Annotated in this window: 28 protein-coding genes, 1 tRNA gene and 1 other RNA gene; 24 read left to right on the top strand and 6 right to left on the bottom strand. The window is 68.0% G+C overall.

Going from position 1 to position 21,152, the window contains the following annotated elements:
- Nucleotides 1–175 precede the first annotated feature (175 nt).
- Nucleotides 176–546: a transfer-messenger RNA gene (ssrA, locus tag ACOOGH_RS06380) on the top strand.
- Between the two features lie 87 nt (nt 547–633).
- Entirely contained in the window at nt 634–1,101 is a 468-nt protein-coding gene (locus ACOOGH_RS06375; protein ID WP_420448126.1) for a GreA/GreB family elongation factor, read from the top strand.
- A 47-nt stretch (nt 1,102–1,148) separates the two neighbouring features.
- On the opposite strand, the gene ACOOGH_RS06370 is transcribed toward ACOOGH_RS06375, so the two are convergent.
- The 3 genes from ACOOGH_RS06370 to ACOOGH_RS06360 are packed head-to-tail and all read right to left on the bottom strand — an operon-like array spanning nt 1,149 to nt 3,823.
- On the bottom strand, nt 1,149–2,129 hold the full coding sequence (locus ACOOGH_RS06370) for an MlaD family protein (protein WP_420448125.1): 981 nt from the start codon (nt 2,127–2,129) through the stop codon (nt 1,149–1,151).
- 58 nt (nt 2,130–2,187) lie between these two features.
- Nucleotides 2,188–3,030 (bottom strand): ABC transporter ATP-binding protein, encoded by an 843-nt coding sequence (locus ACOOGH_RS06365; RefSeq protein WP_420448124.1) that lies wholly within the window; start codon nt 3,028–3,030, stop codon nt 2,188–2,190.
- 13 nt (nt 3,031–3,043) lie between these two features.
- Nucleotides 3,044–3,823 carry an MlaE family ABC transporter permease gene (locus ACOOGH_RS06360; RefSeq protein ID WP_420448123.1) on the bottom strand — a complete coding sequence of 260 codons (780 nt, stop codon included), beginning with the start codon at nt 3,821–3,823 and terminating at the stop codon, nt 3,044–3,046.
- A 259-nt stretch (nt 3,824–4,082) separates the two neighbouring features.
- On the opposite strand from ACOOGH_RS06360, the gene ACOOGH_RS06355 reads away from it, so the two are divergent.
- The 3 genes from ACOOGH_RS06355 (at nt 4,083) to ACOOGH_RS06345 (ending at nt 5,119) form a co-directional block, all read left to right on the top strand.
- On the top strand, nt 4,083–4,475 hold the full coding sequence (locus ACOOGH_RS06355) for a RidA family protein (protein WP_420448122.1): 393 nt from the start codon (nt 4,083–4,085) through the stop codon (nt 4,473–4,475).
- A gap of 39 nt (nt 4,476–4,514) precedes the next feature.
- A tRNA-Sec gene (locus ACOOGH_RS06350) sits at nt 4,515–4,610 on the top strand.
- 11 nt (nt 4,611–4,621) lie between these two features.
- A complete protein-coding gene (locus ACOOGH_RS06345) occupies nt 4,622–5,119 on the top strand; it encodes a hypothetical protein (protein ID WP_420448121.1) in 498 nt (165 codons plus the stop codon).
- Between the two features lie 33 nt (nt 5,120–5,152).
- Here ACOOGH_RS06345 and ACOOGH_RS06340 read toward each other — a convergent pair whose 3' ends face one another.
- Entirely contained in the window at nt 5,153–5,896 is a 744-nt protein-coding gene (locus tag ACOOGH_RS06340) for a UDP-2,3-diacylglucosamine diphosphatase (RefSeq protein ID WP_420448120.1), read from the bottom strand.
- Between the two features lie 112 nt (nt 5,897–6,008).
- On the opposite strand from ACOOGH_RS06340, the gene ACOOGH_RS06335 reads away from it, so the two are divergent.
- From ACOOGH_RS06335 to hemC, 14 genes are all read left to right on the top strand, one after another.
- Entirely contained in the window at nt 6,009–6,452 is a 444-nt protein-coding gene (locus ACOOGH_RS06335) for an acyl-CoA thioesterase (protein WP_420448119.1), read from the top strand.
- Nucleotides 6,453–7,109: 657 nt separating this feature from the next.
- A complete protein-coding gene (gene lptE / locus ACOOGH_RS06330) occupies nt 7,110–7,622 on the top strand; it encodes an LPS assembly lipoprotein LptE (RefSeq protein ID WP_420448118.1) in 513 nt (170 codons plus the stop codon).
- 203 nt (nt 7,623–7,825) lie between these two features.
- Complete coding sequence (locus ACOOGH_RS06325) at nt 7,826–8,302, top strand: Na+/H+ antiporter subunit E (RefSeq protein ID WP_420448117.1); 477 nt, start codon at nt 7,826–7,828, stop codon at nt 8,300–8,302.
- Complete coding sequence (locus ACOOGH_RS06320; protein ID WP_420448116.1) at nt 8,299–8,580, top strand: monovalent cation/H+ antiporter complex subunit F; 282 nt, start codon at nt 8,299–8,301, stop codon at nt 8,578–8,580. Before ACOOGH_RS06325 ends, ACOOGH_RS06320 begins: the two co-directional genes overlap by 4 nt.
- On the top strand, nt 8,577–8,900 hold the full coding sequence (mnhG, locus tag ACOOGH_RS06315) for a monovalent cation/H(+) antiporter subunit G (protein WP_420448115.1): 324 nt from the start codon (nt 8,577–8,579) through the stop codon (nt 8,898–8,900). The genes ACOOGH_RS06320 and mnhG overlap by 4 nt, the downstream gene beginning before the upstream one ends.
- A gap of 71 nt (nt 8,901–8,971) precedes the next feature.
- Entirely contained in the window at nt 8,972–9,466 is a 495-nt protein-coding gene (locus ACOOGH_RS06310) for a DUF4040 domain-containing protein (RefSeq protein ID WP_420448114.1), read from the top strand.
- Entirely contained in the window at nt 9,463–9,885 is a 423-nt protein-coding gene (locus ACOOGH_RS06305) for a Na(+)/H(+) antiporter subunit B (protein WP_420448113.1), read from the top strand. Before ACOOGH_RS06310 ends, ACOOGH_RS06305 begins: the two co-directional genes overlap by 4 nt.
- On the top strand, nt 9,882–10,250 hold the full coding sequence (locus ACOOGH_RS06300) for a cation:proton antiporter subunit C (RefSeq protein WP_420448112.1): 369 nt from the start codon (nt 9,882–9,884) through the stop codon (nt 10,248–10,250). Before ACOOGH_RS06305 ends, ACOOGH_RS06300 begins: the two co-directional genes overlap by 4 nt.
- Nucleotides 10,250–11,731 (top strand): monovalent cation/H+ antiporter subunit D family protein, encoded by a 1,482-nt coding sequence (locus tag ACOOGH_RS06295; protein WP_420448111.1) that lies wholly within the window; start codon nt 10,250–10,252, stop codon nt 11,729–11,731. Before ACOOGH_RS06300 ends, ACOOGH_RS06295 begins: the two co-directional genes overlap by 1 nt.
- A gap of 14 nt (nt 11,732–11,745) precedes the next feature.
- Nucleotides 11,746–13,191, top strand: coding sequence for a monovalent cation/H+ antiporter subunit D family protein (locus ACOOGH_RS06290; protein WP_420450075.1), 1,446 nt, complete (start codon nt 11,746–11,748; stop codon nt 13,189–13,191).
- Between the two features lie 3 nt (nt 13,192–13,194).
- Nucleotides 13,195–13,491 carry a hypothetical protein gene (locus ACOOGH_RS06285; protein WP_420448110.1) on the top strand — a complete coding sequence of 99 codons (297 nt, stop codon included), beginning with the start codon at nt 13,195–13,197 and terminating at the stop codon, nt 13,489–13,491.
- Nucleotides 13,481–15,214, top strand: coding sequence for a Na(+)/H(+) antiporter subunit D (locus tag ACOOGH_RS06280; RefSeq protein WP_420448109.1), 1,734 nt, complete (start codon nt 13,481–13,483; stop codon nt 15,212–15,214). The genes ACOOGH_RS06285 and ACOOGH_RS06280 overlap by 11 nt, the downstream gene beginning before the upstream one ends.
- A gap of 22 nt (nt 15,215–15,236) precedes the next feature.
- Entirely contained in the window at nt 15,237–15,650 is a 414-nt protein-coding gene (locus ACOOGH_RS06275; RefSeq protein ID WP_420448108.1) for a PaaI family thioesterase, read from the top strand.
- A 36-nt stretch (nt 15,651–15,686) separates the two neighbouring features.
- Nucleotides 15,687–16,652 (top strand): hydroxymethylbilane synthase, encoded by a 966-nt coding sequence (gene hemC, locus ACOOGH_RS06270; protein WP_420448107.1) that lies wholly within the window; start codon nt 15,687–15,689, stop codon nt 16,650–16,652.
- On the opposite strand, the gene ACOOGH_RS06265 is transcribed toward hemC, so the two are convergent.
- Both ACOOGH_RS06265 and ACOOGH_RS06260 read right to left on the bottom strand, forming a co-directional pair.
- Nucleotides 16,642–17,289 carry an HmuY family protein gene (locus tag ACOOGH_RS06265; RefSeq protein ID WP_420448106.1) on the bottom strand — a complete coding sequence of 216 codons (648 nt, stop codon included), beginning with the start codon at nt 17,287–17,289 and terminating at the stop codon, nt 16,642–16,644. The genes hemC and ACOOGH_RS06265 overlap by 11 nt on opposite strands.
- Nucleotides 17,290–17,311: 22 nt before the next feature.
- Nucleotides 17,312–17,518, bottom strand: coding sequence for a hypothetical protein (locus ACOOGH_RS06260; RefSeq protein ID WP_420448105.1), 207 nt, complete (start codon nt 17,516–17,518; stop codon nt 17,312–17,314).
- Nucleotides 17,519–17,646: 128 nt separating this feature from the next.
- Here ACOOGH_RS06260 and ACOOGH_RS06255 point away from each other — a divergent pair, with 128 nt between their 5' ends.
- From ACOOGH_RS06255 to ACOOGH_RS06235, 5 genes are read left to right on the top strand one after another with little or no spacing between them, the layout of a single operon-like run.
- On the top strand, nt 17,647–18,543 hold the full coding sequence (locus ACOOGH_RS06255; RefSeq protein ID WP_420448104.1) for an ATP-binding protein: 897 nt from the start codon (nt 17,647–17,649) through the stop codon (nt 18,541–18,543).
- Complete coding sequence (locus ACOOGH_RS06250) at nt 18,540–18,983, top strand: PCP reductase family protein (RefSeq protein ID WP_420448103.1); 444 nt, start codon at nt 18,540–18,542, stop codon at nt 18,981–18,983. Before ACOOGH_RS06255 ends, ACOOGH_RS06250 begins: the two co-directional genes overlap by 4 nt.
- 20 nt (nt 18,984–19,003) lie before the next feature.
- Entirely contained in the window at nt 19,004–19,276 is a 273-nt protein-coding gene (locus ACOOGH_RS06245; protein WP_420448102.1) for a ferredoxin, read from the top strand.
- The gene (locus ACOOGH_RS06240) at nt 19,273–20,238 is read left to right on the top strand and encodes an ATP-binding cassette domain-containing protein (RefSeq protein ID WP_420448101.1); all 966 of its coding nucleotides are present in this window, start codon (nt 19,273–19,275) and stop codon (nt 20,236–20,238) included. Before ACOOGH_RS06245 ends, ACOOGH_RS06240 begins: the two co-directional genes overlap by 4 nt.
- Nucleotides 20,235–20,942 carry an ABC transporter permease gene (locus tag ACOOGH_RS06235; RefSeq protein ID WP_420448100.1) on the top strand — a complete coding sequence of 236 codons (708 nt, stop codon included), beginning with the start codon at nt 20,235–20,237 and terminating at the stop codon, nt 20,940–20,942. Before ACOOGH_RS06240 ends, ACOOGH_RS06235 begins: the two co-directional genes overlap by 4 nt.
- Nucleotides 20,943–21,152 lie beyond the last annotated feature (210 nt).

The following is a 21,152-nucleotide window of genomic DNA, read 5'->3' as shown; positions in this document are numbered from 1 at the left end:
TCCTCCCCGCGAGTGCGGGGCCCATGTCGATCAACAGGAACGGACTCCGCCGGACCCGGCGAACCCCGAGTATACCCGTGCCGGTTTCCGGCTGTCAAAGAATCTCGGGCCCACGGCCGGAACTTGCGCCGCACGCCAGGAGAAACGACCGTACGAGTAGCCTTGCAAGTATCAGGGGGGCGACACGGCTTCGACGCGTGAACCGGAAGCCGCGGAAGCGTGCCGAGGTGCCCGGGGCCTCGTTAAACACCGGGAAACTTCAAAGTGCCAACGACGGTTTGGCTCTGGCTGCGTAAATCTGCGTAGCCCGTCCCCGGGAGATCCGGGCCCGAGGATCTCCCGGCGGGCGTCGATAAATCGGGCTGGTCACCCCGGAGCGCCGTAAGCCGCGGGTGACGAGAACACGGCGAGAGCCGGGAACACGGCTGGTCTCGTAAGGGGTTGTTCGTGAACCCTCGCGAGACGAGACCCGATCACGAACTACGCACGTAGATGCCGTGGCGGATGGGCTCGCGGACGCGGGTTCGATTCCCGCCGCCTCCACTGGAAATGTTCGACCCCGGGGCGTCTCCCTCACGGGAGCGCCTCGGCTTTTTTTGCGGCCGGCCCGCCGACGGGTCGAGGAGGTTCCGGATGATTGAAGAACTGCAGCGGAAGATCGGGGACGAGGCGGAGATGCTCCTCCACGAGCTGAACGTCATCCTTCCGAACGAGATCGAGAAGGCCGTCGCCCAGGGCGACCTGCGAGAGAACTCCGAATACACCGCCGCCCTCGAGCGGCAGGGCTTCGTGCGTGCCCGGCTCGACTATCTGGCCCGCCGAATGTCGCAACTCGGCGAGCTCGATATCGAAAACATCCCGACGGATCGGGTCGGGTTCGGCTCGAGAGTCGCGGTGCGCGACCTGGAGGACGACGAGATCGAGTCCTTCAACCTCACAATCGGCGACGACGTCGACATCGAGAACAACGACATTTCGCTGGAATCGCCCATCGGCCGTGCGCTCCTCGGAAAAAAGAAGGGTGCGCTCGTGAGCGTGAGACTCCCCGCCGGAGGGCGCGAGTTCGAGGTCATTGGTTTCGAGACGCTGCACGATCTTTAGCAGTGGGGCTCCTGCCACGGGCGGCCGGCCAGCCGGGCCGTGGTGCGCTAGAAAACCCGGATCGGCGGGATGAACTTGCCGGGGTTGGCGCGCACCTCGGCGACGAACGCGTTCAGGTCCACCGCCAGCTTGAGCAGTTCCTCGTAGAGAGTTTCGTCGCTGACGAGCTGTCCGGCCGCCCCTTCGCCGCCCTCGATGAGCCCGAGGATGGAGTCGGCCCGGGTCGCGGATGAGGCGAGCGCGCGGTACAGGGAATCCGACGCCAGCAGACGCCCGAGGGTGCCTTCTCCCGCCGCCAGCGCCGCCGTGACCGTGTCGAGACGCGCGGTCGAGGACACGAGACGGTCGTACAGCTCGGGGTCCTCGAGCAGACGGGCGAGCGAACCTTCCCCGTCCGCGATCGGCCCCAGCACGGCCGCGAGGTTCTCGTTGAGGTCGACGAGGCCGTCGTAGAGCGCCTCGTCGACGAGCAGGCGTCCGAGCGAACCCTCGCCGTCCGAGACGCGGGCCAACGTTGCGGAGAGATCGTTCGAGAGCTGCGTGAGGCCGAGGACGGCGTCGGCCGCCTGGCCGAGGAGTTCGTCGTAGCTCAGGGCCGGCGCCGTGCCGATGGTGTCTCCCGGAACCAGGATCGCCGAATCGGGCGACCCCGGTTCGATGTCGATGAGACGGTCGCCGAGCAGTCCCTGCGTGCGCACGCGGGCGCGTGAGCCGCGCCGGATCTGCTCCCGGATCCCCACGTTGACTCCGAGCCAGACTGCGACGGCCGCTTCCGAGCTGCCACGCTCCTCCGGAGTGATGAACTCGACGCGTTCCACCTGGCCCACGCCCCGTCCGGCCACCTGTACGGGGGCTCCAGGACGGAGCCCCGAGGCGGACTCCATGAGGGCGATGAGTTGATACCGCTCGCCGAACACGTCCCCGATCTGGCCCACGAACAGCACGCACAACCCGAGAAGGACGAAAGAGACGATGAGGACGAGCCCCACGCGCATATGATCCCAGGTGATCGGTTCCGATCGTCGCATGGTCTCGTTCCGCTCCCTGATTGACCGGTTGGCAGCCCGAAGGCCTTGCCACGGGCTGCTAGCCGCGGAAGGCGCGCACGTAGCGGTCTTCCGTGGCGTGCATCTCCTCCGGTGTTCCGCTGAAGATAATCTCTCCGTCCTTCAGAAGCGCGGTCTCGGTCGCGATTCTCGCTGCGGACCGCACGTCATGGGTGACTACGACGACGCAGACTCGAAGTTCCCGCCGCAGCTTCAGGATAAGCTCGTCGATCCTGCGGGTGGTGATGGGGTCGAGCCCGCTCGTCGGTTCGTCGAATAGGAGGATGGGCGGCCGGTGCACGATGGCGCGCGCGATGGCGACGCGCTTGCGCATGCCTCCGGAGAGGGCGGACGGGAGCAGGGGGAGCACCACGGCCGGGTCGAGGTCGACGAAGGACAGCACCTCGTCGACGCGCTCCCGGATGGCATCGTCTCCCAGCGTCGTATGCTCGTACAACGGAAAGGCCACGTTGTCGAACACGTCCAGGGAATCGAAGAGCGCCGAGCCCTGGAACACCATCCCCATCCGTTCCCGCAGGGCCAGAGCTTCCGGGCGCGAAACTGCACTGATGTCGCGTCCCTCGATGAGGACCTCGCCCCGGTCCGGGAGGAGGAGCCGGAGCATGAGGCGCAGGATCGTGGACTTCCCGACCCCCGACCCGCCGAGGATACAGAGCGTCCCTCCGCGCGCCACCCCCAGCGAGACGCCGCGCAACACCGGATGATCTCCGAACGAAAGCCAGACGTCTCGAAGTTCGACGATCTCGGGTCCCGCGGGGCCGCGCGCGTGGGTCCCCAATTCGCGTCGAATCTCGTCGCGCAACTCCGCCTCGAAGGCTTCGCTTCCCGGCTGCGGTGCGCCCGGGGGCTCGCGGTCGCTCATGGGGGATCGTCGCTCACCACTGGAACATGGCGAGCAGAATCTGGGTGAGCAGGTAGTCTACCGCGAGGATGAGGATGGACGAGGACACCACGGCCCGAGTCGTCGCTCGCCCGACGCCTTCCGTGCCCCCCTCTGCGCGAAGCCCGTGGAAGCAGCTGGTGAGCGCGATGATCCCGCCGAACGCGAAGGGCTTCACCAGTCCCTGAATCAGGTCGATGGGGACGACTCTGAGCACGAAGCCGCTCTGGGCGAGGGTTTCCCATACGGAGTTGATGTACAGCTGGGCCGTGAAGTCCAGCGTGAGCACGGCGACGAGCAGCCCGCCCAGGATGGCCACGAAGTCGCCGATGATCGTGACCACGGGGAGCATGACGAGAGCGGCCAGAAACCGGGGCACTACGAGTTTCCGGACAGGATCCACACCCATGGTACGGAGCGCGTCGACCTGTTCCGTGACGCGCATCGCTCCCAGAGCCGCGGCCATGCCGGCCCCCGCGCGGCCCGTGACGATGAGCGCCGTAAGGACAGGTCCCAGTTCCCGAATCGTGCTGGCTCCCACGAGGCGCCCTATGTAGACGGTCGCTCCGAAGCGCTCCATTTCCACGGCGGCCTGCAGGGCGAGCACCATCCCGGTGAAGAGTCCCGTCAGCATGACGATGAAGATCGAGGCCACGCCGATCGTATCCATCTGCTGGACGACGTCGTGGCGGTAGAAAGGTCGGCTCAGGCAGGCCCTCAGGACGCGCGCGAGAAGCCGGCAATAGGCCTCGGCCGCGAGGGCCACGCGGAGCACGGCATCGCGAGCGAGTCTTGCGGCGGAACGGCGAGCGGAGCCGTCGGGCACGGTCTTTGGCGCTCTCCCGGGGATCGAAGTATGTTCGCCCGACCGCCTGAACGCGTTCGAACGCAACATCTCGCCTCCAGTGGTGAGGCGTACGGGCGAGGTTACCGGCTCCCACCGATCCGATGCAAGGCGACCGCGATCCGCGGGTGCGTTGCAACACGCCGGTTGGAGAGGACCGGATGCCCGCCCCGGAAAGGAGTCGCAAGCCATGCAGACCGGACCGGTCCACACGGACCACGCGCCCGCCGCAGTCGGCCCCTACTCCCAGGGATACTGGGCCGGCGAACTGTTCTATTCCGCTGGGCAGGTGGGCCTGGTCCCCGCCACCGGCCAGCTGGTGGGCACCGATGTCGTCTCGCAGGCGGAGCGCGTGATGACGAATCTGGCGGCCGTGCTGGACGAGGCGGGGCTCGCCTTCGCGGATATCGTGAAGACGACGATCTTCCTTGCGGACATGGGCGATTTCGGCGCCGTGAACGAGATCTACGCCCGCCATTTCGAGCCCCCGTATCCCGCGCGCTCCACCGTCGCTGTCGGCGCGCTCCCTCTGGGGGCACGGGTCGAGATCGAGGTGATTGCGCGAGCACGGCCGGGCGCTTGAGAATCGATCGCATCGGATTGGCGGCTGATACGGATGACCGGGAGCGGATGGTGACTGGTGTCGCCTGCGGTCTTCAAAACCGTTACGGGGCGTTCGCGCGTCCCGGGTGGGTTCGATTCCCACACGTTCCCGCCACTCTCGCGTTCGTGGGTGCGCTACTCTGTGGGGCCGCGCTGGCAGCGTCGCCGCTGCGGGCGCAGGATCCTCCGCCCCCCGTGGTCGTCCCCGATTCGACCGCCGCGGAAGAGGGCGTCGTCGCGGACACGACGGTCCGGGAGCCCCCGATCTCTCCGCTCGGCGCGTTCGGGCGTTCGCTGATCCTCCCGGGCTGGGGACAGGTCGAGGTCGGCCGCCCGGCCCGCGGCGCCTTCTACTTCGCGGCGGAATCCGTCTTCCTGTTCATGGTGTTCAAATCCGACGCGCGGCTCTCCGCGGCGAAAGAGGAAATGCCGCCGAACGAGGAGCGGATCTCCAACCGCACGGGGCAGCGGGAAAACTGGATCGTGCTCGCGGGCTTCATTGCCTTCCTCAGCGGCCTTGATGCGTGGGTGTCCACACAGTTCTGGGACTTCGAGCCATCGATCGGCCCGCCGACCGATGGCTCGGTGGGGGTCGCCCTCGGTTTCAAGGTCAACTTCCCGTAACGGCGGACGAGCGGTTGTCGGGCCCGTCAGGAGTCAGCCTGCGCGGGACCCACGATAGGCCTCGAGTCGGATCTCGTCCGGCGTCACGACGGCGAAGCTGTTGTGATGGAGCCAGTCCCCGGAGTTGAGATAGAACCTCCCGGGCGCGAGCTCGGTTGCTTCCGGCCGGTGAGAGTGCCCGAACACGACCAGGTCCACGTCCTCGTGCGCGGCCAGCACCTCGGCCGCGTGCTTCGCAAGGAGGGTGGCGCGGGGGGATTCCACACCCGCCCCTCGCGCCTGGGCGCGCCGCGTCCCGCTGGCGAGCCGAGCGAGGGGGAGGCCGAGATCGGGGTGAATCCAGCGGAAGAGTCCGCGTCCGGCCGGGCTGCGGGCGGCCCAGCGCAGGACCCGGTAGCCCCGGTCCGCGGGGCCGAGTCCATCGCCGTGCGCGATGTACGCGCGCCGCCCTCCGATGCATCTCCGCGCCGGCTCCGTGAGGACGTCGATCCCGACTTCGTCACGGAGAAAGCTCCCTCCCCACGCGTCGTGGTTCCCTCCCATGAAGAGGATCGGCATGCCCCCTTCCACGAGGTGGCGCAGGCGGACGAGGACGTCGAGCTGGCCACGCGGAATCACCTGGCCGTACTCGAACCAGAAGTCGAACAGGTCGCCGTTTATGAGAAGCTCGTCGCCCCAGCGATGCGCCTCTTCGAGAAAGGCCAGAAACGCGCGCGCGTTTTCCTCGGCCACGGCCCCGAGGTGAATGTCGGACACGATGAGGGTTCGTTGGGACATGGGGGCGAAGCTCGGCGCGCCGGGCGCGGTGCGTCAAACGTAGCGAACGCTCCGGCGCACCCGTCAGCGGCAAAGTTCGACACCCGGTGCGTCACGGAAGCATATTGGGAGGATGGAAAACGCAGACGGAACCGGGACCACGGAAGTGCGCGTGCGGTACGCCGAGACCGACCAGATGGGGCGCGCGCACCATCGCCATTACCTCGTATGGTGCGAGCTCGGGCGCACCTCACTCATGCGGGACCATGGCGTGTCGTACGCGGAACTCGAGCGCGGAGGCCTGTGGCTCCCGGTCTCCAGAGTCGAGGTCGAGTACCGAATCCCCGTCGAATACGACGAGCTCATCCGGATTCACACCCGCGTGGAGCGCCTCCGAAGCCGCGAAGTCGTGTTCGCGTACCGGATCGCCCGCGCGTCCGATGACGCGACGCTCGCTCGCGCACGCACCGCCCTCGTGTGTACCGATGCCCGGGGCCGTCCGCACCGGTTTCCGGAAGCTGTAAGGCGGCAGCTCGGGGCCCTCCCGGCTGCCGCCGCCTTGCCTTCCGCCACATGAGCCGGACCTGGGCGAGTCGCGCCCCCTGGCCACTCCTCCTCCTGCTCACCGGCTGCGCCGGGGGCTTCGAAGTCGGGGCCCCAATCCCGGATGCGGAAGCCGTCGCGCGGCGGGCGCGGGCGAGTTCCGGCGCGGATGTCCCGATGCACGTCATCTTCAGCTGGGACTACGTCGGGGAGAGCGGGAGTTTCCGGGGTGATGGCGCCGCCCGGGTGAACCCTCCGGACCGCTTCCGGCTCGATCTCTTTTCGACGGGAGAGGGGAGCCTCCGGGCGACGCTGGTCGACGACGTCCTCGTCACGTCCGGCGACCTCGAGGGCGTGGAACTGCCTCCGACGGTATTCCTCTACGCCATGGCCGGGATCTTCCGGCCGGGCCCGATCCCTCCCGGCCGCGGGATCGAGACGCCGGAGCTCCGCATCCTCGAGTACCCGGTCGAAGGAGGGGCGACGCGCAGCTATTATCTTGAAGATGGGCGGCTCACCCGCCTTGAGGAGCGGCGGGCCGGCCGCCGGGAGCGCTGGATCGAACTCGAGTGGGGGAGCGATCCCCGCTGGCCCCGGGAAGCCCGCTATCGGGATCTCGTGTATTCGAGCGGGGTCCATTGGGAGTTGCGGAGCGCAACAGCTCAGTCACAGCCATACGATGAGGAGTATTATGTCCTGCCGATTCCGCGCCGGAGCGACGGTCTCGATGGTGCTGTTAGCCGTGCTGGCGGGGTGCTACAGCTTTTCCGGCGGCGGAGGGCTGCCCGCGCACATGCGCACTGTCTACGTCGCCCCGATCGAGAACGAGAGCACGCAGTTCGGCATCGCCGAGTCCCTCATGGACGAACTTCTCACGGCGTCTCGCCAGCGTTTGGGGCTCCGGCTCGCTTCCGAGGAAGAAGCCGACGCAGTCATCACCGCGCAGATCCGGCGCTACGCCGATGAGGCGGTCAACTTCGATGCCGTCGGGGGGGTCGGCGCGGACGTTTTCCAGCGCCGGGTGACCGTCAGCGTTTCCGTCGAGATCCTGGACGTGACAGAGAACCTCATCATCTGGGGCAACCAGAGTCTGACCGGAACCGGGGAATACGAACCCGGGAACGAGACCGAAGATCAGGCCCTGATCGTCGCGCTCGAGAACCTCGTCCAGCAGATCGTCGACGGCGCGCAATCGCAGTGGTAGGCTGACCGGCGTCGACCGCCGCAGGGACCCCTCGCGCTCTCGGCACCGGTTCGCCATTCTGTGGTCGATCGATGACCGATCGCGGTTCGATTCAGATCATGAACCGATAACGTTCACTCAACCCCGGGCGCAGAAATGCCGCTAGCCGCTCGAGCCGAAGGACAACACCCCCGACCCCACGATCCGACGGGGAACCCCACCTCGTGAGGTACGTGATCGGCTTGGCCGTCCTGCTTGCAGGCGTGTGGCTCCTCTGGTCCGGGCACTACGGCCCGCTGCTCCTGAGCCTGGGTGCCGTATCCCTCGCGCTCGTCGTCTGGATCTCGCTCCGCATGAGGATCGTCGATGAAGAGGGGGCGCCGATCCAGCTGCCGCTGCGTCTCGTGCTCTACCTCCCCTGGCTCGTGCTGGAGATCGTGAAGGCGAACGTCGATGTCGCCCTCCGCATCCTGAGGCCCGGCCTTCCGATCAGCCCGCGCCTCATCCGCGTTCGAGCCGGGCAGCGCACGGATGTCGGCCGCGTGATCTACGCCAATTCGATCACGCTCACGCCCGGCACCGTGTCCATCGATACGGAAGGGGACGACATCACGGTCCATGCGCTCACGCGCGAAGCCGCCGAGGGCGTCCTCTCGGGGGCGATGGACCGGCGCGTGCGCCGCCTGGAGGGACGCGGATGATCCTCGCCGCCGTCGTCGGAGCGATCATCGTCACGATGGGTCTCGCCCTCGTGCGGGCCGCGAAGGGCCCCACCGTCTTCGACCGCATCCTCGCGCTCAACATGTTCGGCACGAAGACGGTCCTGCTCATCGCGGTGATCGGGTTCGTCACGGGCCGCCCCGACTTCCTCGACCTCGGGCTCGTGTACGCCCTCATCAACTTCATCGGCGTCATCGCGGTCCTCAGGTTCTCGAAGTACGGACACTTCGCCGATCCGGACCGGGAGAAGGTTTCGTGACGCTCGAGATCGTGAGTTCCGTGCTCGTGATCGCCGGCGCCCTCTTTGCCGTCATCGGTGGGGTCGGGATCCTCCGCCTGCCCGATTTCTTCTGCCGCATCCACGGCGCGGGGATCACGGATACGCTCGGCGCGGGATTGATTCTGACGGGGCTCATGTTCCTCTCCCCGCACTGGATCGTGACCGTGAAACTGGTCGCGATCCTCGTCTTCCTGTGGCTTACGAGTCCGACCGCCGCGCACGCGCTCGCCAACGCGGCGCTCGAGACCGGGCTTCGTCCGCACGTCGATGAGACGGAGGAGGCGACATCGAGTTCGTAGCCCTCGAGGTCCAGATCGTCACGGCGCTGCTCCTCACGCTCCTGTGCGGGACGGCGATCGCGGTCGTGCGCATGCGCGGCCTGTTCGCGGCCGTGATGCTCATGGGGATCTACAGCTTCCTCGGCGCCTCCTGGATGCTCCTGCTCGACGCCCCCGATGTCGCCTTCACGGAGGCCTCGGTCGGCGCCGGCATCTCGACCATCCTTGCGCTCGCCACGCTTGCCCTCACGACGCGCAAGGCGAAGCGCCCGGTACGGCCGCCCGCGCTGCCGCTGCTCGTCGTCGCCGTCACCGGAGCGGCCCTCGTGTACGGGACGCTGGACATGCCGCACTTCGGCGACCCCGAGGCGCCGGCCAGCAACTATCCGCAACCGTCCTACGTCGAACGCACCGAGCACGACATCCACGTGCCGAACGTCGTCACGGCGGTGCTGGCCAGTTACCGGGGCTACGACACGCTGGGCGAGACCGTCGTCATCTTCACGGCAGGGATCGCCGTGCTCGCCCTCCTCCGGGGCAGCCGCAAGCGCCGCCCCACGGTCGTCGGCGAGGAGGATACGGGATGACGGACCACACGATCCTCCGCGTCGTGAGCAAGCTCCTCGTGCCGTACGTCCTGCTCTTCGCCCTGTACGTGCAGTTTCACGGCGACTACGGGCCCGGCGGGGGCTTCCAGGCGGGCGTGATCTTCGCCGCCGGCTTCGTGCTCTACGGCTTGATCTTCGGGCTCACCGAGGTTCGTCGGGTTGCCCCGGCCCGCATGATCGAACTGCTCATCGCGAGCGGCGTGCTGGTCTTCGCGGGCACCGGCGTCGTGACGATGTTCATGGGCGGGAACTTCCTCGACTACGGCGCCCTCAACCCCGCGCACCCCTCCGATGGACAGCACCTCGGGATCCTCATCGTCGAACTCGGCGTCGGCATGACGGTCGCCGCGGTCATGATCGCGATCTACTCGACCTTCGCCGGGCGCGGGCGCGCATGACCGGGAACTTCCTCGACACCGCGCTCGGCCTCTACAACTACTGGGTCGTCATCTTCCTCATGATGATGGGGTTCTACATCGTCATCTCCCGGGGCAACCTCATCAAGAAGGTGATCGGGCTGAACATCTTCCAGACCTCCGTCTTCCTCCTCTACATCACGATCGGGAAGGTGAGCGGCGGTACCGCGCCGATCACGGCGGAGGGCATCGACGTCTACAGCAACCCGCTCCCCAGCGTGCTCATCCTGACGGCGATTGTCGTCGGGGTGGCGACCACGGCCGTCGCCCTCTCGCTCGTCGTGCGCATCCGCGAAGCGTACGAGACGATCGAGGAGGATGAGATCTACGCGCAGGACGAGGCCTGATGCTCCAGGCCCAGCTGCCGGTCCTCCAGGTCGTCATCCCGCTTCTGGCGGCGCCGCTCTGCATCATTCTGCGGCGGCGCTCGCTGGTGCTCCCGTTCGCGATCGGCGTGTGCTGGCTCACCTTCCTCGTCTCCGCGGCCCTCCTCGGCGATGTGCTCGAGGGCGGCGCCATCAGCTACGCTATGGGGGGCTGGGCCGCGCCCTGGGGAATCGAGTACAGGGTCGACGCGCTCAGCGCCTTCGTCCTCCTCTTCGTGTCCGGCATCGCCGCGCTCGTCCTCACCTATGCGCCGCGCAGCCTGACGGACGAGATCCCGGCGAGCCGCCACTACCTCTTCTGCACGCTGTATCTGCTCTGCCTCACCGGGCTGCTGGGGATCGCGATCACCGGGGACCTGTTCAACGTTTTCGTCTTCCTCGAGGTCTCGGCGCTCTCCTCCTACGCGCTCATCGCCCTCGGCGGCCGCCGGCAGGCGTTGCCCGCGGCCTTCCAGTACCTGGTGATGGGCACGATCGGGGCCACGTTCATCCTCATCGGCATCGGCCTCATGTACCAGATGACCGGGACGCTGAACATGGCGGACATGGCGGCCCGGCTGCCGGCCGTCGAGGGCATACGCACGGCGCTCGTGGCCTTCGCGTTTCTCACGGTGGGGATCGCGCTCAAGATGGCGCTCTTCCCGCTCCACGTCTGGCTCCCCAACGCCTACGCCTACGCGCCCTCGGTAGTGAGCGCCTTCATCGCGGCGACTGCCACGAAGGTCTCCGTCTACATCCTGCTCCGCTTCATGTTCAGCGTGTTCGGGCTCGAGTTCTCCTTCGACTATCTCCAACTCGGGCGCCTGCTCATGCCTCTGGCGCTGGCGGGGATCTTCGTCGCCTCCACGGTGGCGATCTTCCAGCGCAACATGAAGCGCATGCTGGCCTACTCCTCGGTGGCGCAGATCGGCTACATGGTGCTCGGCATCAGCTTCGCGACCGCGACGGGGCTCACGGGCGGCATCGTCCACCTGTTCAACCACGCGCTCATCAAGGGCGGGCTCTTCATGGCGATGGGGTGCGTGATGCTGCGGCTGCACTCCGTCGACCTCGAGGACATGGAGGGGATCGGGCGGACGATGCCGTGGACGATGGCCGCATGGGCCCTGGGCGGGCTGGGGCTCATCGGTGTGCCGGCCACCGCCGGGTTCATCAGCAAGTGGTACCTGATCCAGGCGGCGCTGGAAAACTACTCCCTGCTGATCGCCGTTCTCGTGCTGCTCAGTTCGCTCCTGGCGCTCGTCTACGTGTGGCGCGTCGTGGAGACCGCCTTCTTCCGCGAACCGAGTGAGCGGGCGCGGGAGGCGCGGGAGGCGCCGCTCGCGATGCTCATCCCGACCTGGGTGCTGCTGGGGGCGACGGTGTTCTTCGGCATCTTCACCCGGTATTCGGCGGGCGTGGCGCGGCAGGCGGCGGAGGCCGTTCTGGGAGGCCTCCAGTGAGCGGGATCGTCCCGATGCACTTCGCGCTGCTGATTCCCCTCGCCGGCGCGGTGCTCATCGCGGCGCTCGGCCGCTGGCCCAACCTGCGCGAAGCCGTCACGCTCGTGACGGGCGTGGCGCTGTTCGGGTTCGTCATCACGCTCGTACCTCATGTTGCCGGAGGTTCGAACCCCGCAATCCTGCTCGCGTGGGTGATGCCCGGCCTCGGCCTGGTGCTGAGGCTGGAACCGCTGGGGCTGCTCTTCGCCCTCGTGGCGTCCGGGCTCTGGATCGTCACGTCGCTCTATTCGATCGGCTACATGCGCGGGCACAACGAGCGACACCAGACACGCTTCTATGTCTGCTTTGCCGTCTCGATCTGCGCGGCCATGGGAGTGGCGCTCGCCGGCAACATGTTCACGCTCTTCCTCTTCTACGAGGTACTGACGCTCTCCACGTACCCGCTCGTGTCCCACCACGGCACCGCGAAGGCGATGAAGGGCGCGCGGACGTACCTGGGGGTTCTCGTCACGAGTTCCGTCGGTTTCCTCCTCCTCGCCGTGGCCTGGACGTGGTTCCTCGCGGGTACGCTCGACTTCCGGGTGGGCGGGATCCTGGCCGGCCGGGCCAGCGATGGCGTCCTCGTCGTGCTGCTCGCGCTCTATGTCTTCGGGACGGGGAAGGCCGCCGTCATGCCGCTCCACCGCTGGCTGCCCGCCGCCATGGTGGCGCCGACGCCGGTGAGCGCGCTTCTGCACGCGGTCGCGGTGGTGAAGGCCGGAGTGTTCACGATCATGAAGGTCGTCGTCTACATCTTCGGCCTCGACCTCCTGACCACGACGGGGGCCGCCGACTGGCTCCTGTATGCCGCGGGATTCACGGTCATCGCCGGCTCTCTCGTGGCCATGGCGCAGGACAACCTCAAGCGCCGGCTTGCCTATTCGACCGTGAGCCAGCTCTCCTACATCGTCCTCGGGGCGGCGCTCGCGAACGCGTGGGGCGTGGTCGGCGGCAGCATGCACATCGTGATGCACGCCTTCGGAAAGATCACCCTCTTCTTCTGCGCCGGCGCCATTTACGTCGCGGCGCACAAGACGGAGATCAGCGACATGCGCGGGTTGGGCCGCGCGATGCCCATCACGATGGTGGCGTTCCTCATCGGGGCGTTGAGCGTCATCGGCGTCCCTCCGCTCGGCGGCAGCTGGAGCAAGTGGTATCTCGCGCTCGGCGCGCTGGATGCCGGGCAGATTGTCTTCGTCGCCGTGCTCATGATCAGCTCGCTGCTGAACATCGCGTACCTCGTCCCGATCCCGATCCGGGCCTTCTTCTCGAAGCCCGCCGATGGATCGGACCCGCCGCGCTTCAAGGAGGCGCCGGCGTTCTGCGTGGCGGCCCTCTCGTTCACGGCGCTCGGTTGCATCGTCCTCTTCTTCCTCGCGGACGATGTGTATCGCCTGCTCGTCCCAATCGCCGGAGGATAGAAGATGGCCGCGAAGAGACCGGACGCGGGCGAGCGGAAGCACTACTTCGACGATCCGAAGCGCTGGAAGAGGCTGATCGCGATCCTCGGCGTCATCTGCGCCATTCTCTTCGCGCTCGACTTCGTCAACTTCCTGCAGCAGCGGATGGGGTGGCCCGAGTTGCGCCACCCGGAGCGCGATTGGGAGGGGCTGCCCCCCTTCTACGCGGTGTACGGTTTCCTCGCCTATACGACGATCGTCTACACGGCCAAGCTGCTCCGGAAGGGCGTGATGCGGGACGAGGACTACTATGATCGGTAGCCTTCCTCCCGCCGCGGTGATGATCCTCGGGGCGCTCTTCGTCCCGCTGCTGCGGGGCCGTGCGCGCACGGGCTGGGTGCTGCTGCTGCCCGTCGCCAGCCTCGCCGCGCTCCTGGCGCTGGGGGAAGGGGAGTTCGGGCAGGTCTCGTTCTTCTCCTATGAACTCACCCTCGTCCGGGTCGACGGGCTGAGCCGGATCTTCGGCTGGCTCTTCCACATCGCCGCCCTCATCGGGCTCATCTTCGCCCGGCGCGGAGGAAGCGCCCTGGAGGACGCTTCGGCGCTGGTCTACGCGGGCGCCGCGATCGGGGCCGTCCAGGCCGGCGACCTGATCACGCTCTTCGTCTTCTGGGAGCTGCTGGCGCTGAGCTCGGTCTTCCTCGTGTGGGCGCGCGGCACGGAACGTTCCTACCGGGCGGGGATCCGCTACCTCATCGTTCAGGTCGGGTCGGGCGTCGTACTCCTGGCCGGGATCATCGCCCACGTACAGGCGACGGGTTCGGTGGCCTTCGATCACCTCGGCGTCGAGACGCTGGGCACGAAGCTCATCCTGCTCGGGATCGGGATCAAGGCGGCGTTCCCCCTCCTCCACACCTGGCTCACGGACGCCTACCCGGAGGCCACGTACAGCGGCGCCGTCTTCCTGAGCGCATTCACGACCAAGGTCGCCGTGTACGCCCTCGCGCGCGGATACCAGGGCACCGAGTTCCTCATCTACGTCGGCGTTCTCATGACGCTGTTCCCGATCTTCTACGCCGTGATCGAGAACGATCTGCGCCGGGTGCTCGGCTACAGCATGATCAACCAGATCGGCTTCATGGTGTGCGGCGTCGGGATCGGCACCGAGTTGGCCGTGAACGGGGCGGTCGCCCACGCCTTCAACGACGTCCTCTTCAAGGGGCTTCTGTTCATGTCGACGGGGGCCCTCCTCTACCGGACGGGGACGACGAAGTGCAGCGAGCTGGGCGGGCTCTACAAGAGCATGCCGAAGACGGCGGCGCTGTGCGTCATCGGCGCCGCGTCGATCTCCGCCTTCCCGCTCTTCAGCGGCTTCGTGAGCAAGTCGATGGTGATGGCGGCCGCGCTCGAGCAGAACCTCGACATCGTCTGGATCTTCCTCCTCTTCGCATCGGCCGGCGTGCTGCACCACGCGGGCATCAAGATCCCGTTCTACGGTTTCTTCGGGCCGGATTCCGGAATCCGCACGAAGGAAGCGCCGACGAGCATGCTCATCGCGATGGGGATGGCCGCTTTCCTCTGCGTCTTCAACGGGACCTTCCCGACGTGGTTCCTGTATCCGAACCTGCCGTACGAGGTGACGTACGTGGCGTACACGTCCGCGCACGTGGTGAGCCAGCTGCAGCTGCTCTTCTTCGCGGTCCTGGCTTTCGTGTGGCTGCGGCTGTCGGACCGCGAGCCGCACGAGTTGCCGTCGACGAACCTGGACGCGGACTGGCTCTACCGCCGGCTCGGCAGAGGCATCGCGCTCGCCACCGGGAGTATTGTCTGGAGGCTCAGGGACGGCGTGGCGGCACGCACGGTGTCCGCGGTCGGGGGCGCGATCGGGTCGGCACGACGCTACATGGGCCCCGAAGGCGTGCTCGCCCGCCCGTGGCCCACCGGCGTCTCCGTGATCTGGGTCGCCGTGCTCCTCGCAGTATTTCTCTTCCTCTATTACCTGAGCAGGGCCCAGTCGGCGTGGAACGACTTCCCACCGCTGTAGCCTGAATCGATAGCCTGAATCCATGCCTGACCGAGATTCCTTTTCCTGGTCCCTGGTGGAGTCCATCCTCGCCGGATCCGAGGCGATCGTCGCCCTCGGCGTGACCCTCGAGGCGCTGGACGAGGACACCGTCGTCCTCCGGATGGCCATGCGGCCCGGGCTGACCCGGGACGGCACGATCTATCACGGCGGACCGGTCGCATCGCTGATCGACATCGCCGGTGACATGGTCGTCGCGGTCAGGGCCGGGGGCGGAGTCCCCACGATTTCGCTGCGGGTCGACTACCTGCGGCCGTGCACGGGTCCCTGGCTGCGCGCCACGGGCCGCCTGCGGCGCTACGGGCGCACGATCTCCGTGTCGGACGTGGACGTGCACGACGACCAGGGACGCCTCTGCGCGGTCGGACGCGGGACCTACTCTTCGCTCGTCGGGTGACGTCATGAAGGCCGTGCGCCGCGACCGCCACGAAGGATGAGCGGGACCCGTCTCGTGATCGGAGCCCGGCGGTCTCCGCTATCCCGGGTGCAGGCGACGTGGGTGGGAGACCGGCTGGAGGCACGCTGGCCCGGCCTTCGCGTCGAGTACCGCTTCATCTCGACCGGAGGAGACCGGGATCCTCACACGCCGCTCCCGGCCATCGGGAGCAAGGGCCTGTTCACGGAGGACCTCGAGCGGGCCCTCCGGGAATCCCGCATCGACGTCGCCGTCCACTCGCTCAAGGATCTCCCGGTCGATTCGCCCGAGGGAATCACGCTGGCGGCGGTTCCGCCCCGGGAAGATCCCCGCGATGTGCTCGTGGTCCGGGACTCTCTGGTTGCCCCCGGTACGGACGCCGAGGGACAGCGGGTCCTGCGGCGACTGCCCCCCGGCGCGCGCGTGGGCACCTCATCGCTGCGCCGCGCGGCCCAGGTGCGCGCCGCCCGGGCCGACCTCGAGCCTCGACCGGTCCGGGGCAACGTCGACACGCGCCTGCGGAAGCTGGAGGAGGGACGTTTCGAGGCGCTCGTTCTGGCGGCGGCCGGGCTGCGGCGCCTCGGCCTGTGGCCCGCCGGCGCATACGCCATGGACGAAGGATGGCTGCCGGCTCCCGGTCAGGGCGCGCTCGGCCTGCAGTGTCGCGCCGCTCAAGACGGTGTGCGCACGCGTGTCCAGGCGCTGGACGATCCGGTCGCCCGAGCCGAGGTCACCGCCGAACGGGCCCTTCTCGCGGTGCTCGAAGGCGGTTGCCGGGTGCCCATCGCGGCCCGGGCGTCGCTGGAGGGGGGAGATCTTCGGCTGCGCGCGGCGGTCTACAGCGTGGAAGGCGGTGCGCCCGTCGTCGACCGGGAAACGGGTCCGGCGGCGGTCCCCGGGGATGTGGGCCTTCGCCTGGCCCGCCGCATGTTGGCGTCCGGCGCCGCAGCCCTGGTTGAGCGCGCCCGCGGGTTCAGCCAGTAAGGCGGCGCGACCCGTCCCCCTGGTACCCGTACAGCAGGGTCACGCACCCGGGCGTCGCCTGCGGACAGTAGTAGCTCAGAATCCTCACCTTTGCGTACCGCCCCTCCGCCGTACGGATCACGTACGTCTCATCCTTCGGCTCGAGGAGATGGGAGAAGAATCCGTACCGATACCAGCGCTCAAGTCCGGGCGTCCCGGGGAGACCGTCCAGCGAACCTTCCGTCGTGGCGTAGCCGGAAGCGGGGGCCTCGAGCACGGCTTCCCACGATTCGTTGACGGCGATGGCTCCGCCGGCCCCCGGATACCCGGACCCGCCGTTCACGACGACGTGGTATCGATTCAGCGCGAGATCCCACCCCGCGAGCGGTCCGTCGACCGCGCTCCTCTTGTCGAAGTCGAAGTAGACCCACTGCGAGCCATCCCGCGCATCGACGGTCACGGTGTCCACCACGAACCGATCTACCGGGGGCTGCGGAGCGACCGGCGTGGGGATGAAGGTCAGGGGATCGGGTCGCACGAATGAACCGGCCACGACGACGGCGATGACGAGGAGGAAGCCCCCTCCGCCGAGGTACAGGCCCAGGGGCCGGCGTACCTCACGCTCGTCGGGGCCTCCACCGCGCAGCCCGGCCGGCATTCGGGGTCGTCCCACGGAGCTGCTAGCGGAGTGACTCGGTCTTCAGGAACCTGGCCAGGTTGGCCAGATAGTAGGCCAGGCCGGCCGCCGCCAGCGCGAAGATCACGCCGACCACCAGGGCTCCGAGACTGCCGGCGCTCGCGAAGATCCGGAACTCCCATGCGGCGAAAACGGCGCAGAAGATGATGGCCGTGGCGATGAGAAAGCGGTGAAAGCCGATGATCGACATGGAGCGTCCCGATTCGCGATGGACTACGGTCAACCTGTGAGACATCGTACGATGGCGGGACGCGCGCCGAAACTTGCCCCGTCTTCGGCGGTTGACCCTCCGCTGGCCTCGTGGGAGCTTGGCCTCCGATGAATTCCGGAATCCGTACCTATCACGAAGTCGACGAGCTGCGCTCGGATCTGCCCGACCAGATCGCGGGACAGGACGAACGTGTATCCGCCCGCCTCGCATCGGTGGCCCGGGTCGTGGCCGTGATGAGCGGCAAGGGCGGGGTGGGGAAGAGCCTCGTCGCCGCCCTCCTCGCCACGGCCCTCGCCCGCCGGGGGGAACGCGTCGGCCTGATCGACGCCGACCTGAATGGCCCCAGCGGTCCGCGCCTCCTCGGCGTCGAGCCGGGGACGCTCACAGAGGGTCCGGATGGAATCGAGCCGCCGGCCTCGCCGGCGGGTGTCCGGGTGATGTCGATGGGACTCCTCCTGAATCCGGACCGCGCCCTCACCTGGCATGAGCCCGCCGACGCGGGCTTCGTGTGGCGCGGCGCCCAGGAGCGCGGCGCGTTGCGGGAATTCCTCGCGGATGTCGCCTGGGGAGAACTGGATATTCTCCTCGTGGACCTGCCACCGGGCACGCAGCGTCTCGCGGAGCTGCACGCCCTCTTGCCGGAGCTGGCGAGTGTCGTCGCGGTCACGATCCCGAGCCCCGCGTCGCGGGACGCCGTGGCCCGTTCGCTCGACCTGGCCCGGGCGCGTGGCCTGCCGGTCCAGGGGGTGATCGAGAACATGTCGGGGATACGCTGCGACGCCTGCGGTGGCCTTGCTCCGCTGCATGCCGGCGACGCCGGCGACGACCTGGCGCGCCACTTTGAGATCCCGCTGCTGGCCCGGCTCCCCTTCGATCCGGCGCTGGGGACCGCTGCGGATGAAGGGCGTCTCGAGGCGTGGCTGGATGCGGAGGGGGCCAACATGAACGTGGTCCGGCGGATCGTCGAAGCGCTTCGCGGCGACGCGCCCGCGGAGCCGGCATGAAGTTTCTCTGTGTGGACTGCGATCGTCAGATGGCGTTCGACGAACGGGCCGTCCCCGGAGACGGCACGTTGGCCGCCGTCTTCAAGTGTCCCGCCTGCGGGCGCAAGACGGCGATGCTCGCCAACCCCATGGAGACTCAACTCGTGAGTTCGCTCGGGGTGAAGGTGGGAGGGCGCACGGTGCCCGAGGCGGAGTTCGAAGGCATCCGCACGGGCGTGGCGGAGGGCAGGGACGACGCCTTCGCGACGCCTTCCGCCAAGAATCCTGGGCCGGTGCGGTGGACCGTGGAGGCGGTGGAACGCCTCGGTCACGTGCCCTCGTTCGTACGGGGGATGGTGAAGAAGATCTATAACGACTATGCGAAGGATCGGGGAATCGAGGAGATGACGCCCGCCGTCATGGACCGGGCTCGTTCGGATCTCGGACTGGAGGGAATGTAGCTGACAAGTGAACGACAATAGTGGACAATAATAGAGTGGACGAGGCGGACACCCCGGATCCACAGTTGGAGCGGGAGGTCGACGGCCTTCGGGCCGTCATCGACCGTGATCTCTGTGTGGGGTTCGGCGACTGCATCGAGGAAGCACCCGAGGCGTTCGATCTCGACGAAGATGGCATCGCCATCTTCACGACTCCGGAGCATGCTTCGCGGGAGCGGTTCGTGGAGGCCTGCGCGTCCTGTCCCGTTGACGCGATCACTGTCTGGGAGGACGGGGTCGAGATCGTCCCGTGAAACGCGGCCCCGGGGACACTCGGGACGCGTCAGCGGCTCGAATGCTCGTCGAGGCGGAGGATCTGGCGTACGCCTATCCCGATGGGAGTTCTGCCCTTCGTGAACTTTCGCTCGCGGTTCGCGAAGGAGAACGTCTGGGTATCCTCGGCCCCAACGGGTCGGGCAAATCAACGCTCCTCCGCCTCCTCGGCGGGGACCGAATCCCGCACGTCCGGCGCGATCCGACCGTGGCCGACCCCCGCAGGCGGTGGCTGGCGCCGGACCAGCCGGTGTTTCGGCCCTGGCTCAGCGGACGCGAGAATGCCGCCCTGCTGCTCGAACTCCATGGCGCCCTGCCCGCTGAGGCGCGCACGGCCGCGGGCGCCTGGCTGGATCGCTTCGGTCTTGCCGCCGACGCGGACCGGCCCGCCGGCACGTACTCGGCCGGCATGCGGCGGCGTCTCGCGCTCTCGGCGGCGTTCGGGACGGGGGTCCGGCTGCTGCTCCTGGACGAGCCGCTCGCCGGGTTGGATCCGGAGGGCCGCGGGGCCTTCGCACAAGCGCTCTCGGGCCACCGGGCGGCCGGGGGCACGGCGGTCTTCTCGGCCCACGACCCTATCTTCGCGGCGGCGAATTGCGACCGGGTCGCCTTCGTCGTCGATGGGCGGTGCGAGGTGGCGGACACCCCGACCCGGCTGCTCTCCCGCATCGGTGTGCGGCCGCGCGTGGAGATCCAGTTCGCGGCCGGCCGGGATCCGGACCGCGATGCACTTGGCTCCGTGCCGGACGGCGTACGGCCCTCCGCGTGGAGCGAGGGGGGCGTGACACTGGAGGTCGAGGATCCGGGCCGCGCCCTTCCCGAGACGCTGGCCTGGGTCCTCCGCGCCGGCGCTTCCGTCGCTTCCGTTGATGTTCGGAAGCCGGATCTCGGGGACGCCTTCGCCATCCTCACGGGCCGGCGGCTGGAAGATGACGCCCGATGACGATCTGGCGCCTGGCGTGGCGATCCGCGCTCCGGCGGCGGCGGCTCTTCGTCTGGAACATGGCGGTCCCGCTCCTCCTCCTCACGCCCGTCGCCCTGAGCGAAGCTGCGGCGCCGCATCGGGTCGCGGTGTTCGGAGTGTTTCTCGTCTTTTTCGGATCTTTCGGTTCGGCGATCCCGGCGGTGCGTGACGCGCGTGACGGCTGGCTCGAAGAGATCTTGCGCACGGGCTATCCTGCGCATCGCTGGCTACTGGAGCGGACGCTCGCGGGCACGGCCATCGATACGCTGCAACTCGTGCCGACCCTGCTCGTCCTCCTCTGGTCGGCCGGTGGCCTGGGGGCTGCGCCCGTCGTTCTCCTCGCGGCTCTCGCCACGCTGTGGTTCGCGAACCTCCTCGGCCCCCTCGTAGCCGCGGCGGTGCGTTCGCTGGCCGAAGCGGCTCTCGCCTCGGCCGCGCTATCGCTCCTCCTCCTGCACTTCGCCGGTTTCTTCCGAAGCCCCGTTCCGGGCTGGACACAACTCGTCGCGGACTGGAATCCATACTCCCCGCTCCGGGCCGCGCTGGGTGCCGGCGTCGGCGCGATCGGCATGGACGATTCCGTGTGGTTCCGCAGCCTGCTCGTCGTCCTTCTCGTCACCTTTGGAGCGGCGGTTTTCTCGGCGGACTGGAGCCGTCGGCTCCGCTGGCCGCGGACTCCGTAGACCCCGTTTGACTTTCCCCGTGGGCACCCGCAACTTCTTGGCGCACAAGCGGGGATCCGGACCTTCCGCAAGCCCCGAAAACCTTGAACCAGCGTCGCCGAATTCCTCGTCCGTGGCTGCCCTTCGCGGACCGCATACATCCGGGCTTTGCGCCCTGGCGAAGTTGGTTTGACCAGCGTGAACCGGCCGCAGCACGCCGTCCAGCGGAGC

The sequence above is a fragment of the Candidatus Palauibacter sp. genome, from assembly GCF_965213655.1.
Classification (GTDB): Bacteria; Gemmatimonadota; Gemmatimonadetes; order Palauibacterales; family Palauibacteraceae; genus Palauibacter.
The sequence above is the reverse complement of the archived record's forward strand: the minus strand, read 5'-3'. Positions and strand labels throughout refer to the sequence as shown.

What these genes read in the sequence shown, in the direction of transcription:
- ACOOGH_RS06375 (WP_420448126.1), top strand. Translation starts at nt 634, where the DNA reads ATGATTGAAGAACTGCAGCGGAAGATCGGGGACGAGGCGGAGATGCTC.
- ACOOGH_RS06370 (WP_420448125.1), bottom strand. Translation starts at nt 2,129, where the DNA reads ATGCGACGATCGGAACCGATCACCTGGGATCATATGCGCGTGGGGCTC.
- ACOOGH_RS06365 (WP_420448124.1), bottom strand. Translation starts at nt 3,030, where the DNA reads ATGAGCGACCGCGAGCCCCCGGGCGCACCGCAGCCGGGAAGCGAAGCC.
- ACOOGH_RS06355 (WP_420448122.1), top strand. Translation starts at nt 4,083, where the DNA reads ATGCAGACCGGACCGGTCCACACGGACCACGCGCCCGCCGCAGTCGGC.
- ACOOGH_RS06340 (WP_420448120.1), bottom strand. Translation starts at nt 5,896, where the DNA reads ATGTCCCAACGAACCCTCATCGTGTCCGACATTCACCTCGGGGCCGTG.
- ACOOGH_RS06335 (WP_420448119.1), top strand. Translation starts at nt 6,009, where the DNA reads ATGGAAAACGCAGACGGAACCGGGACCACGGAAGTGCGCGTGCGGTAC.
- lptE (WP_420448118.1), top strand. Translation starts at nt 7,110, where the DNA reads ATGTCCTGCCGATTCCGCGCCGGAGCGACGGTCTCGATGGTGCTGTTA.
- ACOOGH_RS06320 (WP_420448116.1), top strand. Translation starts at nt 8,299, where the DNA reads ATGATCCTCGCCGCCGTCGTCGGAGCGATCATCGTCACGATGGGTCTC.
- ACOOGH_RS06310 (WP_420448114.1), top strand. Translation starts at nt 8,972, where the DNA reads ATGCGCGGCCTGTTCGCGGCCGTGATGCTCATGGGGATCTACAGCTTC.
- ACOOGH_RS06305 (WP_420448113.1), top strand. Translation starts at nt 9,463, where the DNA reads ATGACGGACCACACGATCCTCCGCGTCGTGAGCAAGCTCCTCGTGCCG.
- ACOOGH_RS06300 (WP_420448112.1), top strand. Translation starts at nt 9,882, where the DNA reads ATGACCGGGAACTTCCTCGACACCGCGCTCGGCCTCTACAACTACTGG.
- ACOOGH_RS06295 (WP_420448111.1), top strand. Translation starts at nt 10,250, where the DNA reads ATGCTCCAGGCCCAGCTGCCGGTCCTCCAGGTCGTCATCCCGCTTCTG.
- ACOOGH_RS06290 (WP_420450075.1), top strand. Translation starts at nt 11,746, where the DNA reads ATGCACTTCGCGCTGCTGATTCCCCTCGCCGGCGCGGTGCTCATCGCG.
- ACOOGH_RS06285 (WP_420448110.1), top strand. Translation starts at nt 13,195, where the DNA reads ATGGCCGCGAAGAGACCGGACGCGGGCGAGCGGAAGCACTACTTCGAC.
- ACOOGH_RS06280 (WP_420448109.1), top strand. Translation starts at nt 13,481, where the DNA reads ATGATCGGTAGCCTTCCTCCCGCCGCGGTGATGATCCTCGGGGCGCTC.
- ACOOGH_RS06275 (WP_420448108.1), top strand. Translation starts at nt 15,237, where the DNA reads ATGCCTGACCGAGATTCCTTTTCCTGGTCCCTGGTGGAGTCCATCCTC.
- hemC (WP_420448107.1), top strand. Translation starts at nt 15,687, where the DNA reads ATGAGCGGGACCCGTCTCGTGATCGGAGCCCGGCGGTCTCCGCTATCC.
- ACOOGH_RS06265 (WP_420448106.1), bottom strand. Translation starts at nt 17,289, where the DNA reads ATGCCGGCCGGGCTGCGCGGTGGAGGCCCCGACGAGCGTGAGGTACGC.
- ACOOGH_RS06260 (WP_420448105.1), bottom strand. Translation starts at nt 17,518, where the DNA reads ATGTCGATCATCGGCTTTCACCGCTTTCTCATCGCCACGGCCATCATC.
- ACOOGH_RS06255 (WP_420448104.1), top strand. Translation starts at nt 17,647, where the DNA reads ATGAATTCCGGAATCCGTACCTATCACGAAGTCGACGAGCTGCGCTCG.
- ACOOGH_RS06250 (WP_420448103.1), top strand. Translation starts at nt 18,540, where the DNA reads ATGAAGTTTCTCTGTGTGGACTGCGATCGTCAGATGGCGTTCGACGAA.
- ACOOGH_RS06235 (WP_420448100.1), top strand. Translation starts at nt 20,235, where the DNA reads ATGACGATCTGGCGCCTGGCGTGGCGATCCGCGCTCCGGCGGCGGCGG.